The following is a 12,058-nucleotide window of genomic DNA, read 5'->3' on the forward strand; positions in this document are numbered from 1 at the left end:
CTTACTACGAACTGAGGAAACCAAGAATGAGTACAGCCACCGGCATCGAGAACATTTCCGCCATCCTGGTCATCGGCGCCGGGACCATGGGACGGCAGATCGCCATGACAGCGGCCCTTGCCGGCTACGCGACCACCATCCAGGACATCTCCGAGGACGGCCTGGCGGCTGCGCGCACCGAGCTCGAGGGCTGGGCCGCCGGACGCGTGGCCAAGGGCAAGCTGGACGAGGAAGCTGCATCGGCTGCGTTGGGTGCATTGACCTACAGCACCGGCCTCGACGCTTCCGCGGCGAACGCGGACTTCGTCATCGAGGCCGCCACCGAACGCCTGGACATCAAGACCCAGATCTTCGAGCGCCTCGGGAAAGTGGCCCCGGCGCACGCCATCCTGGCCACCAACTCCTCCACCCTCGGTTCGTCCAAGGTCGCCGAGGCCACGGGGCGCGCGGACCGGGTCTGCAACATGCACTTCTTCAACCCCGCGCTGGTCATGAAATGCGTCGAGGTGGTCCGCCACGAAACCACCAGCGACGCAACGGTCGACACCACCATGGAGCTGGCACGCCGGCTGGGCAAGGAACCGGTGCTGATCAACCGCGAAATTCCCGGCTTCATTGCCAACCGCCTCATGGGCGCCATCCAGCGTGAGGCCCTGTTCCTGGCCGACTCGGGCATCGCCAGCATCGAGGACATCGACACCACGGCGCGCACCGCGCTGGGCCACCCCATGGGCCCATTCGCGCTCATGGACATGGTGGGCCTGGACGTCATCGATTTCATTGCCCAGGCCACATACGCCGAAACCGGCGCGGACGAGGACGCCCCGAACCAGCGGATCGCGGCCATGGTTGCCGAGGGCAGGCTGGGCCGCAAGTCCGGTTCGGGTTTCTACGACTACAAGTAGTCAGGCTTCACTGACCGCTTCCGACCAACACACTGCGCATTGGTCGGGAACAGTCACTGCGGCTTTCTGCGTGAGAACAGTAGGGAATGTCATTGCAAGCATCGCTTGCAATGACATTCCCTACTTTGGTTTGGCGGGAGGGGCGCCCGGAGACGAGGGGGCCTGGAAGTGCTGCCGTTCGTGGATTGCGTGAACCCCCGACTTTTGGAGTCCACCAACACGGCAGCGCACGTGGCGTGCATGTTCGGTGCAAGCCACGTGCGCTGTCGCTGGGAATTTAGGTACCGTTCCGTGCGTCGATCTCCTAGAGCGCCCGCAGGATGACGGCGCTGCCCTGCCCTCCGCCGCCGCAGATGCCGGTGGCGCCCAGGGAGCCGGCGCCGAGCTCGGCGAGCTGGCGTGCCAGGGTGCCGACGATCCGGGCCCCGGAGGCGCCGATCGGGTGCCCCAATGCGATGGCACCGCCCTTGGTGTTCACGATGTCCGGGTCGATGCCGAGCTTCGCGGTCGAGCGAACGCCGACGGCGGCGAACGCCTCGTTGATTTCCACGGCCGACAGGTCCGCCGGCGCGATGCCGGTGCCCTCCAGTGCAGCGAGGATGGCATTGGCCGGCTGTTCGTGCAGCAGCACGTCCGGACCGGAGACGAAGGCGTGGGAGACGATCTCGGCCAGCGGCGTGAGCCCCAGGCGCTCGGCCGCTGCCTTGCTGACCAGCACCACCGCGGCAGCGCCGTCGGTGATCTGCGAGGCGTTCCCGGCGGTGATGGTTCCGCCCTTGTCGAACGCCGGGCGCAGCTTGCCCAGGGAATCGACGGTGGTCTCCGCACGGATCCCGTCATCGACCGAGACGACGGTGTCGCCGCGGCGCGAGGTGATCGTGAACGGCGCGATCTCCCCGGCATGGAATCCGGCGGCGTCCGCGGCCAACCGGTGCGAGCGGGCGGAGAACTCGTCCTGCTCGGCCCGGCCGATGCCCATGGCCGTGTTGCCGTCCTCCGTTGAGGAGCCCATGGAGCGGGCCTCGAAGGCGTCGGTCAGCCCGTCGAATTCGAGGGTGTCGAGCAATTCGATGGCACCGTACTTGGTCCCGGCGCGTGCCCGCTGGACGTGGGGTGCCAGCGACATGGATTCCTGGCCGATGGCCACCACCACGTCCGCCTCCCCGGCGTCGATCATGCGTGCGCCGGCGACCACGGCCTCGGTGCCCGAAAGGCACACGGCGTTCAGTGTCAGCGCCGGGACGTTCAGGCCGATTCCCGCACCGACGGCCGACTGGCGTGCCGGGTTTTGACCGGTTCCCGCCTGCAGCACCTGTCCGCCGAAGACGCGCTGGACTTCTTCCGCGGGGATGCCTGCACGCTCGAGGGCGGCCGCCGCGGCGTGGGCGCCCAGCACGGTGGCGGGCACGGCGGACAGCGTCCCGTTGAAGCGGGCAAACGGGGTGCGGGCATACCCGGCGATCAATGCGCTCATGCTGATTCCTCAAAGACTTTGGTTGCCATGGTTTTCCTATACTCGTCCATGATGTGGATTGCATAGTGTCGTACTTTTGACGGTACTGATTTGGTGCATTGATGGTCAACGAATCGGAGCAATTCGACATGAATTGCTCGAATGGTGGTGATAGCCAGTTTGTTCGTCCATAATGTGGACATGAATTCCACGTTTCCCGGGGCCCAGATGGTGGGCAGGATGGCAGCCGTGCTGCGCGCTGTGAGCACCGCGATGCCGCGGGGCATCTCCACGGCCGAGGTGGCCAGAAGCACGGGGTTGGCGCGCCCCACGGTGCACCGGCTGCTGGGGGCCATGGCTGCCGAGGGGTTTTGCGACCACGACCACCAGGATGGCCTGTGGATGCTGGGCCCGGAAATGTACCTGATGGGGACGGTGGCCGCCGAGCGCTATGACATCACCGGGATCGCCCGGGACCACGTCACGGCCCTCGCCGAGGCAACGGGCGAAAGCGCATTTCTCTCCGTGCGACGAGGGGAAGAAACCGTGTGCCTGCTGCGGGAGGACGGTGCGTTCCCGATCCGTTCCTTCGTGCTCTACGAGGGCAAGCGTTTCCCGCTCGGGGTGGCCTCAGCGGGACTGGCCATCCTCTCCTTCCTGCCCGAGAGCGCCATCGAACGCTTCCTGGACAGCCACGACCTGGAGCCGGCATACGGCAGTGACCACGGACGGGAATCCCTGCGCCGACGCATAGCCGAAACCCGGGAACGCGGCTGGGCCGAGAACCCCGCGCTGATCGTGGAGGGGAGCTGGGGGATGGGCGCTGCGGTCTTCGATGCGGCGGGCCAACCGGCCTGGGCGCTGAGCCTGACGGGCGTTGAATCGCGTTTTTCTCCCGAGCGTCGCCCGGAGATGGGCCGCCTGCTGATGCACCACGCCCACGAGCTGTCCAAGAAATTGCGCAGCGACCAGGCGTTGCCCGCCCGCTGACCCCGGCCGGAAATTCACGGTTAGCGGTGGATGGGCCACGCGGTTGCTCCCGGCCGCCTACTCGGGCACTTGCTCGAAGTGGGCCACGAACATGTCCGGGCGCACCAAGACGACCGACCCCTCGGGCAGCAGGTACGTGGCGGCCGCCGGGAAGACATGGCAGCCAACCCCGAGCTCCGTGGCAAGCTCGTTTGCCCGCGCCGAGGAGCTGCCTCCGTAGCCGTGGACCTGCCAGCTGGCGTCGTTGAGCACCTCGAAGTTGTCCGGGTACTCGCCGGTCCGGAAGGGAACCCACGGCAGGCGCCTGCCCATGACCTTCCCGCGCCGCCTGGTCTTGGCAAAGCCGCGGGCCAGGGATGCCCGGTCGCGGGCATGTTCGGTGATCCAGTAGTGGATGCGGATCTGGGACAGGTAGCCAAAGAACCGGCGGCCTGCCGGGATGCGGCCGATCATCCTGATGGCCATCGGCCAGATGACCGGAAGCATCCGTATCCGCAGGGTGCGTGCGAGCCACGAGGTGGAGGTGACGGCGCTGAAAACCCGGTCGGTGGTCTTGACCAGGCGAAGGGCCACGGGCCGCCGTTCGGCCTCGTAGCGTTGCAGGTAATCCCCGGGCATCCCGCCGGAGAGCACGTCGTTGAGCTTGCACACCAGGTTGTGGACGTCCTGGAGGCCGGTGTTCATGCCCTGTGCGCCGACGGGGGAATGGATGTGCGCGGCATCCCCGGCCAGGAAGATCCGGCCGCGGGCAAAGGTTTCGGCGACGCGGTGGTGGACCCGGTACCTGGAGAACCACTGGGCGTCGGTGTAGAGGACGCCGAACTCCCGGCGCAGCGCTGTGCGGGCCCGCTTCTCATCGACCTCGATGACATCGGTCCCCGCGGTTTCCGGCTCGTTCACGATGCCCAAGAGCCGGCGGCGTTCCCCGCCCTGCGCATCGGTGCCCATGGGGAACCCGAGCATGAAGTTTTCCTCCGCGAAGCGCACATTGATGCCCGAACCCATGCCCGTCACGCCGTTGGCATCAAGCACGTAGAACACCTGGTCCGCCGTCTCGCCCTCGAACGCGATGCCCAGGGCCTCCCGAACGGGAGACGAGGCACCGTCCGCGGCAATCACGTAGCGCGCGGAAATCGTGAGCGGTCCCTCGGGTCCGGTGCACCGGACCTCGACGCGCTTGCCGGTTTCCTGCAGCGAGTCGAATCCGTGGCTCCACAGCACCTCGTGCCCGGCTGCCTTGAGCGAGTCGGTCAGGATTTCCTCGTTGGCGCTCTGCTCCAGCATGGTCAGGCCGGCGTACCGGGTTTGCGAGTACCCCAGGCGGTTGAGCTTGATGCTCTTGAAGCTGCGGGCCCCGATGCCGGGACGCAGTTCCCCGGTGGGGATGGCCCGGCGCAGGACCTCGTCGACGAGTCCGAGCTGGCGGTAGATCTCCATGCTGCGTGCCTGGAGCGCCAAGGCACGGGACTCCCGGGTCGGTCCCGACTTCGAGTCGATGATCTGGGCGTCGATCCCGAACTTGTGAAGCCACGCCGCGGCCATAAGCCCCGTGGGACCTGCGCCGATGACCAACACGTCCGTCTGCAGTTGCTTGGAATCCATGTTTCTCACGCTACGCCCGAATCCTGTGCAAATCACCACCGGGCCGCCGGCTCGGGTCCTCGACCGGGCGGAAAGACAGCCGCACGGACCCCTGTTTTGCGGTGACAGTGCACGCTAGAGTCGAAATCAATTCCATCTAGAAGGTCGGGGTCAGCCATGGGTACACAGAAGCCTGCCAGCCAGTCGGTGGCCGACGCGAATGCCGCTCTGCTGGCGTCGCTGCCGTTCGATGACACCACCGATTTCGAAGACGCCGACCGGGGATTCCTCGGCGCCCTTGAACCGGGGATAGTGACCGCCTCCGACGGGACGGTGGTGTGGGACAACGACAGCTACGCATTTGTCGCGGGCGAGGCCCCGCCAACCGTCAATCCAAGCCTGTGGCGGCAATCCCTGCTGGCCACCCGGCAGGGACTGTACGAGGTGGTCGAGGGGATCTACCAGGTGCGCGGGCTGGACCTGTCCAACATCACCTTCGTCGAGGGGGAGAGCGGCGTCATCGTGATCGACCCGCTGATCTCCACCGAGACGGCAGCCGCGGCGCTGGGACTTTACCGGCGGCACCGCGGGGACCGCACGGTCGTCGCGGTCATCTACACCCACAGCCACGCCGACCACTTTGGCGGAGTGTTTGGCGTCGCCTCCCAGACGGATGTCGATGCGGGGCGCATCCAAGTCATTGCGCCCGCTGGTTTCGTTGAACATGCGGTGGCGGAGAACGTGTACACCGGTCCGGCAATGTCCCGGCGGGCAGGCTACATGTACGGGGCCAACCTCGGACGCGGTCCGCAGGGGTCCGTCGGGTGCGGACTTGGCCAGACCACCTCGGTCGGCGAGGTCGGGCTGATCGTCCCCACCCTGGAGATCGCCGCCACCGGTGAAACGCACATCATCGACGGCATCGAGATCGAATTCCAGATGGCGCCGGGCAGCGAGGCGCCAGCCGAAATGCATTTCTACTTCCCCGGGTTCCGCGCCCTGTGCCTGGCGGAAAACGCCACCCACACGCAACACAACCTGCTCACGCTGCGCGGGGCGCTGGTGCGCGACCCGCGCGTCTGGTCCGGATACCTCACTGAAGCGATCGAAACCTTTGGCAAGCGCACCGACGTGGCATTTGCCTCCCACCATTGGCCGACGTGGGGTGCCGAACGTGTCGTGAGATTCATGGCCACCCAGCGCGACCTCTACGCCTACCTGCATGACCAGACCCTGCGGATGCTGAACCAGGGCCACAACGGGGCCGAAATCGCAGAGATGATCCAGCTGCCGCCGGCGCTCGAGTCCGCCTGGAACGCCCGCGGCTACTACGGTTCGGTCAGCCACAACGTCAAGGCCATCTACCAGCGCTACATGGGCTGGTTTGACGGCAACCCCGCACGCCTGTGGCAGCACCCGCCGACCGCCGCCGCAACCCGCTACGTGGCGGCCATGGGCGGAATCGAGAACGTTGTGGCCCTGGCCCGGACGGCCGTTGGCGAGGGCGACTTCCGTTGGGCTGCAACGCTGCTTGACCACGCGGTGTTCGCCGATCCAGGACACGAGGGCGCCCGCGAACTTCAGGCCGACACCCTGGAGCAGCTGGCCTACGGCTCCGAGAACGGCACCTGGCGCAATTTCTTTCTCTCCGGCGCCACCGAGCTGCGCCACGGGAAATTCGGAACCCCGGCGTCGTCGGGATCCCCGGCCGTCGTCGCGCAGCTGACTCCCGCGCAGCTTTTTGACGTCATGTGCATCTCCGTCAACGGGCCCAAAGCCTGGGACCTGGACCTGGCACTGGACGTGACCTTCACCGACCTGGACGCCAACTATCGCCTGGCGTTGCGCAACGGCGTCCTGGTGTACGTCGAAAAACCGGCAGGCGCCGGCACCTCGGTGGTCGTCAGCCTGTCCAAGGCGCGGCTGCTGCAGCTGCTGGGCGGTGACACCGACGGTCCGGGGATCCAGGTCACCGGGGATGCATCCGTGCTGGGGAAGCTGATGGGCGTGCTGGAGAAGGGCGATGACAACTTCAGCATCGTGACGCCGTAGCTGGACCGGCTGGCGAAGCGTTTCGTTGCTCTACTTGGGTTTGATCGTTTGACGGATTTAACCCGTGGCATAACTGGCAAAGGCATTGGAACTGCGCGAAGGGGGGCCATGAGCCATTGGGGGCCTTGGCCCGCGGGGCTTCCTCCAGCGGGACTCTGGCCCGGTAGCGGTAAATGTTGCCCTTGGCATCAACCCGCGGTTCCCCAGCGGGCGACCCGGTGCGGCGGTGGAAAGCACTCGAGTGCACAACCATGCACTTTCAGCATCCCGAAAGATCTTTGGTGGCGTTGCTCTGGGAAGCTAGGGCCGCTGGGCTTTCCCGGCCGCGGCAGTCTCTTCTTGGTGGTTCCGTCCCGAACGGATCTGGCCAGGCTCTTCGGGCTCGAGCTTGGCTCCGACGAGGTGTTCGGCGACGCTGCAGATCAGGCTGATGACTTCCTGGGGAGCCTTGGCGCCGGTGAGGATGTCCATCACGAGCCCGTCCTCGAGGGCCACCAGGGTCCACGCTAATGCGTCGGCGTCGAGTACCGGCCGGAATGCGCCTGAAGCGGTCCCGTCCCGGATGATGCGCCCGTAGATGGCCACTTCGCGCTGGTCGAGGACGCGGTCGGCGTCATTCATGCCGGAATCACGCAGCCCGGTGGGCCAGAACTCGTACAGGATGCGGGAGTCGTTGCTGTCCAGGCCGCCAGTCGTGCCGGCAATGATGGCCGCCCGCAAGCGTGCCTCGGGGGTTTCGGCACGGTCGACGGCTGCCTCGATGCGCTCGATAAAGGCGTCCGACGACGCAAAGACGAGTTCGCGGAAGATCTCGGTCAGCCCGCCGAAGTAGTATAGCACGGCCGGCGGTTCCATCCCCGCCTGCGTGGCGATCGCCCGCAGTGTTGTGCCGGCGGCGCCGTCGCGCACCGCAACGCTCTTGGCCGCGGCGAGGATCTCGGCGCGGCGTTCTGTCTGTCGATTGGGGCGTCCCATCCTGCCATTCTGCCTTAAAAACGCGCAGACCTTGACAGACGCCGCAGGTGTTGTTTGAATGGCGTTCAGTAATCTGAATCACATTCAGATAAAAACCCGAAGGAGAGATCCGCCATGAAAGAGCCCGCCCCGCCGATGGCCTCGGTGATGTACCCGGCCGACAAAGGCCTCCGCCGCGATGCCATCGGGATGGTGCGGATCGTGGCAGTCGGCCTTGCCGCGGTCGCGCCCGCCTACAGCCTCGCAGTGACCCTTGGATTTGTCGCTGACTCCGTGGGCGTCCACGCCCCGGCCGCATTCTTGGTGGGATTTCTTCCGATCCTGTTCACCGCGTTCGCCTTCCGTGACCTCAACCGCGTGATGCCCGACTGCGGCGGCGTGTTCGTCTGGATTTCCCGCGTGCTCGGCCCGATTGCGGGCTGGTTCTTCGGCGGGTGGGTTCCCCAGGTGGCCACGTTCATCGCGACCGCGGCCCTGGCACAGGTGGCTACGGTGTACCTTCTGGACTCCGTCGGGCTCGAAGCGCTCGCGGAAAACCCCGCAGTCACGATTCCCCTTGCGATCGCGCTTATTGCGGCCAGCGCGGTGGTTGCGATCCGCGGGATCGAGCTTGCCGCCTGGGTCCAGTACGCCCTCATCGGCCTGCAGATCGTGGCGATCGGAGGGTTCTGCGCCGGCGCCTTCCTGGCGATCGGCCGCGGCACCGCACCGGCAAGCGCCGAGCCGGTGAGCCTGGACTGGTTCAACCCGTTTTCCACGGACCCTTCGGGCCTTGTCGCCGGGGTCATTCTTGCGCTGTTCATCTACTGGGGATGGGACTCGTTGATTTCCGTCAACGAGGAAACCACCCACCGTTCCCGCACCCCGGGCCGCGCAGCCATCGTTTCGACGGTGATCCTGTTGGTTCTCTACGTCATGGCCTCCGTTGCCGCACTCGGATTCGGCGGCGTCGACCTGCTCACCTCGGACGACGCGATCGGCGATGTTCTCTCGGTGATCGGCCCCCTGGCGACGGGCGAGTTCTTTGGCCGCATCATCACGCTGGCGATCGGCATGTCCGCCCTGTCCGCACTCTTTACTGTGGCCGTCGCCAGCCCGCGTTCCTGGCTGAGCATGGCAACCTACAGGGCACTTCCGAACGCCATCGGCACCGTGGACCCCAAGAGCCGCACGCCGAGGACCGCGACGATCTGGTGGGCGGGGCTGAGCATCGCCACCATCATCGTGCTTTCCCTCATCTCCCGGGACTTCGTCGGTCTTGCCATCCTTTCAATCGGCTTGATGGTGGCCGTTTACTACGCCGTCACGGCGATCGCGGCCATCGTCTTCTTCGCACCGCGGATGCGGGACCCGAAAACCCTGATGCTGGCCGGCATCCTGCCGGGACTCGGGGCATTGATGATGGCCATCGCGTTCGTCGTCAGCGCCATCGACATGGCCCGCCCCGAATATGCCGACGTGTCCTGGCTCGGCATCGGAGCCGTCTTTTGGATCGGCATCGGGGCGCTGGCCCTTGGCCTTGTCGTCACCCTTGCGGTCCGACCGCTCTGGCCCGAATTTTTCAATCGCTCCACGATTCCCGTGGGCAATGCAAACAGCACCGACTTCCATGTCATGGACCCCACCGAAGAAAAGAGCAACTGACCATGCCCGTCCTTAACATCGCCGCCATCCAGACCAGCCCCGTGCCGGGGGACCTCGACGCCACTTTCGAACGGTTCGAGTCGCAGGTGCGCACCGTTGTCGCGATGCGTCCGCACCTGGACCTGGTGGTTGTTCCCGAACTGCTTCTTGCCGCCCCGAAAGCGATGCTTGAACCGGACCCCGACTTCGATGAACGCGCGGCAACCACGGTGCCGGGTCCGCTCACCGACCGGCTTTCCCGCTTGGCACGCGAGCTCAAGATCTGGCTCGTCCCCGGTTCGCTGGTCGAACGCTCGGGGAAGCACCTCTACAACACCGCCATCGCTATCAACCCCGACGGCGAAATCGTGGCCAAGTACCGCAAGATCTTCCCTTGGCGCCCGTATGAGACCCTCGAGCCCGGCAGCGAGTTCACGACCTTCGACATCCCGGGCGTCGCGCGCATCGGCCTGGCGATCTGCTACGACGGCAGTTTTCCCGAGGTGGCCCGGCAGCTCGCATGGCTCGGTGCGGACGTGATCATCCAGCCCACCCTCACCACCACCCGCGACAGGGAAATGGAACTTGTCATGGCCAGGGCGAACGCATTCGCCAACCAGGTCTTTGTCGTCAACCTCAACGCATCCGACCCGGCGGGCGTCGGCGACAGCGTGCTGGTGGATCCCGAAGGCACCGTCATGCAGCGAGCCGGCGCCGGTGAGGAGACCCTGTTCGGGGTTCTCGACATCGAAAGGGTTGCCATCGTCCGCAAGTACGGAACCCACGGCATCAACCGGCCGTGGGACGAGCTGGAAAGCAAGTGCAACGGCCTCGCTTTCCCGATGTACGGAGGCGCCCGGATGCTCCCTCCGGTGTTCCGCGGCGGAACGGCGGACACGCTCGAAGAGCCGGCGGCCGAAGAACAGGATCCTCGTTTCGACGCCGATCCGGCGGACCGGGTTTCGCACTCGGACGAGGAGGCGGCCGTTCGGGTGCATGGGTAGACCGTCGGCGGCATGCGCGCCGACGCGCATGCCGCCGACGCACTGCCTTAGCGTTCCTTCATCCGGGCGTAGGCATCCAGCGCCCGCGCGCGCGATTCCTTCAGGTCCACGATCGGCTCGGAGGCCGCCACCGGCGCAAAGCGGGCAACGTAGGATCCCCGTGGATCGAACTTCCTGGCCTGCAGCTCCGGGTTGAAGACCCTGAAGTAGGGGGAGGCATCGGCGCCGCAGCCGGCGACCCACTGCCAATTGGCGGGGTTGGCTGCGGCGTCCGCGTCGACGAGCGTGTCCCAGAACCATTGCTCGCCGACCCGCCAGTGGATGCCGAGGTTCTTCACCAACAGGCTCGCGGTGACCATGCGCACCCGGTTGTGCATCCACCCGGTCTCCCAGAGCTGTTTCATGCCGGCATCGACCAGCCCGAACCCCGTCTCGCCGCGGCACCAGGCTTCGAACTCTTCGTTGGCCTGCGCCTCTTCGGGGCCACGAGGGACACCGCCGGATGGCCAGGCCCATTCGAACGCGTCGAACTCTGGGCGCAGGTTTTGCTCGGCCATCCCCGGCTGGTGGTAGAGCAGGTTCCAGCAGAAGTCGCGCCAGGCCAGCTGGCGCATCATGGCACGCGCACCGTCGGCGGCCGCTGGATGACCCTGGACCAGCGCGCTGAGGGATTCCCACACCTGGACAGGGCTCAGGTGGCCCCAGCGCAGGGCGGGCGAAAGCCGGGAGGTGCCGTCCGTGTCCGGACGGTCGCGGGTGTCGCCGTAGTCGGCGGCAATGTCCGCAAGCACCAGCTCCAGCCGCTCGCGGGCGGCTGGCTCGCCGGGTTCCCACGCCGCTGCAAGTCCGTGTGACCAGTCGGGAGCCGTGGGCAGCAACTCCCAGTCGGCCAACTTGTCGCTCGGCACCGAGGGGAGTCCGGTTGGTTCTTGCGGCGGTGGCTCGCCCAGCGCGGGGCGCAGCGGCAACCGCAGCAGCGCATTGAAAAACGGCGTGAAGACCTTGAACGGGTTGCCGTCCTGGGTCAGTGGAACCCACGGCTCCTGCAGCAGCGTGCCCGAAAAGCTCAGTGCCGTGCCGCCCGAGGCGCGCACGAGCTCCTTGACACCGGTGTCCACCGCCCGCTCGGGGCCGCCGTAGCGGCGGGTCCAGTAGGCGGATTGAGTGCCGCTCGCCGACAGCACTTCGGGCAGGATTTCCTGCGCCGCACCTCGGCGCAGGACCAACGGAACCCCGAGCCTTTCCAGGTTCGACCGAAGGCCCTCCAGCGCGTGGTGCAGCCACCAGCGGGCCGCGCCGCCAAGCGGGCGGATGCCCGGCGACTGCTCGTCGAAAATGTACACGGCAATGGTCGGCCCGGCCGCCATGGCAGCATCCAAGGCCGGGTTGTCGGCCACCCGCAGGTCGTCGCGGAACCACACCAGGTTTGTGGTGCTCGGACTCACTTCTCCACCTTTCGTGAATTTTGCTTGGGG

The 12,058-nt window shown here is 66.4% G+C and carries 9 protein-coding genes; 5 read left to right on the forward strand and 4 right to left on the reverse strand.

Going from position 1 to position 12,058, the window contains the following annotated elements; all coding sequences use genetic code 11:
• Positions 1-26: 26 nt before the first annotated feature.
• Positions 27-905, forward strand: a complete 879-nt coding sequence (locus ACIQLF_RS02440) for a 3-hydroxyacyl-CoA dehydrogenase family protein (protein ID WP_400294001.1) — start codon at positions 27-29, stop codon at positions 903-905.
• Positions 906-1,209: 304 nt separating this feature from the next.
• On the opposite strand, the gene ACIQLF_RS02445 is transcribed toward ACIQLF_RS02440, so the two are convergent.
• On the reverse strand, positions 1,210-2,379 hold the full coding sequence (locus ACIQLF_RS02445; protein ID WP_400294002.1) for an acetyl-CoA C-acyltransferase: 1,170 nt from the start codon (positions 2,377-2,379) through the stop codon (positions 1,210-1,212).
• A gap of 180 nt (positions 2,380-2,559) precedes the next feature.
• Between ACIQLF_RS02445 and ACIQLF_RS02450 the strand changes: the two genes are divergently transcribed.
• Positions 2,560-3,348, forward strand: coding sequence for an IclR family transcriptional regulator (locus ACIQLF_RS02450; protein ID WP_400294003.1), 789 nt, complete (start codon positions 2,560-2,562; stop codon positions 3,346-3,348).
• 57 nt (positions 3,349-3,405) lie between these two features.
• Here ACIQLF_RS02450 and ACIQLF_RS02455 read toward each other — a convergent pair whose 3' ends face one another.
• Positions 3,406-4,950 (reverse strand): FAD-dependent monooxygenase, encoded by a 1,545-nt coding sequence (locus tag ACIQLF_RS02455; protein WP_400294004.1) that lies wholly within the window; start codon positions 4,948-4,950, stop codon positions 3,406-3,408.
• Between the two features lie 156 nt (positions 4,951-5,106).
• Here ACIQLF_RS02455 and ACIQLF_RS02460 point away from each other — a divergent pair, with 156 nt between their 5' ends.
• Positions 5,107-6,981 (forward strand): alkyl/aryl-sulfatase, encoded by a 1,875-nt coding sequence (locus tag ACIQLF_RS02460; RefSeq protein WP_400294005.1) that lies wholly within the window; start codon positions 5,107-5,109, stop codon positions 6,979-6,981.
• 300 nt (positions 6,982-7,281) lie between these two features.
• Here the strand turns inward: ACIQLF_RS02460 and ACIQLF_RS02465 are convergent, their stop codons facing one another.
• On the reverse strand, positions 7,282-7,956 hold the full coding sequence (locus ACIQLF_RS02465) for a TetR/AcrR family transcriptional regulator (RefSeq protein WP_400294006.1): 675 nt from the start codon (positions 7,954-7,956) through the stop codon (positions 7,282-7,284).
• A 114-nt stretch (positions 7,957-8,070) separates the two neighbouring features.
• Between ACIQLF_RS02465 and ACIQLF_RS02470 the strand changes: the two genes are divergently transcribed.
• Both ACIQLF_RS02470 and ACIQLF_RS02475 read left to right on the forward strand, forming a co-directional pair.
• Complete coding sequence (locus tag ACIQLF_RS02470; RefSeq protein ID WP_400294007.1) at positions 8,071-9,600, forward strand: APC family permease; 1,530 nt, start codon at positions 8,071-8,073, stop codon at positions 9,598-9,600.
• Positions 9,601-9,602: 2 nt separating this feature from the next.
• Positions 9,603-10,583 carry a carbon-nitrogen hydrolase family protein gene (locus ACIQLF_RS02475; RefSeq protein ID WP_400294008.1) on the forward strand — a complete coding sequence of 327 codons (981 nt, stop codon included), beginning with the start codon at positions 9,603-9,605 and terminating at the stop codon, positions 10,581-10,583.
• A gap of 47 nt (positions 10,584-10,630) precedes the next feature.
• Here ACIQLF_RS02475 and ACIQLF_RS02480 read toward each other — a convergent pair whose 3' ends face one another.
• Positions 10,631-12,028: a cryptochrome/photolyase family protein gene (locus ACIQLF_RS02480; protein ID WP_400294009.1), complete on the reverse strand. Its 1,398-nt coding sequence runs from the start codon at positions 12,026-12,028 to the stop codon at positions 10,631-10,633.
• Between the last annotated feature and the right edge of the window lie 30 nt (positions 12,029-12,058).

The sequence above is a fragment of the Paeniglutamicibacter sp. NPDC091659 genome, from assembly GCF_044756805.1.
Classification (GTDB): domain Bacteria; phylum Actinomycetota; class Actinomycetes; order Actinomycetales; family Micrococcaceae; genus Paeniglutamicibacter.

Bases quoted from the DNA above. Each gene is read 5' to 3' on its own strand.
- ACIQLF_RS02440 (WP_400294001.1), top strand. From the start codon at position 27: ATGAGTACAGCCACCGGCATCGAGAACATTTCCGCCATCCTGGTCATC.
- ACIQLF_RS02445 (WP_400294002.1), bottom strand. From the start codon at position 2,379: ATGAGCGCATTGATCGCCGGGTATGCCCGCACCCCGTTTGCCCGCTTC.
- ACIQLF_RS02450 (WP_400294003.1), top strand. From the start codon at position 2,560: ATGAATTCCACGTTTCCCGGGGCCCAGATGGTGGGCAGGATGGCAGCC.
- ACIQLF_RS02455 (WP_400294004.1), bottom strand. From the start codon at position 4,950: ATGGATTCCAAGCAACTGCAGACGGACGTGTTGGTCATCGGCGCAGGT.
- ACIQLF_RS02460 (WP_400294005.1), top strand. From the start codon at position 5,107: ATGGGTACACAGAAGCCTGCCAGCCAGTCGGTGGCCGACGCGAATGCC.
- ACIQLF_RS02465 (WP_400294006.1), bottom strand. From the start codon at position 7,956: ATGGGACGCCCCAATCGACAGACAGAACGCCGCGCCGAGATCCTCGCC.
- ACIQLF_RS02470 (WP_400294007.1), top strand. From the start codon at position 8,071: ATGAAAGAGCCCGCCCCGCCGATGGCCTCGGTGATGTACCCGGCCGAC.
- ACIQLF_RS02475 (WP_400294008.1), top strand. From the start codon at position 9,603: ATGCCCGTCCTTAACATCGCCGCCATCCAGACCAGCCCCGTGCCGGGG.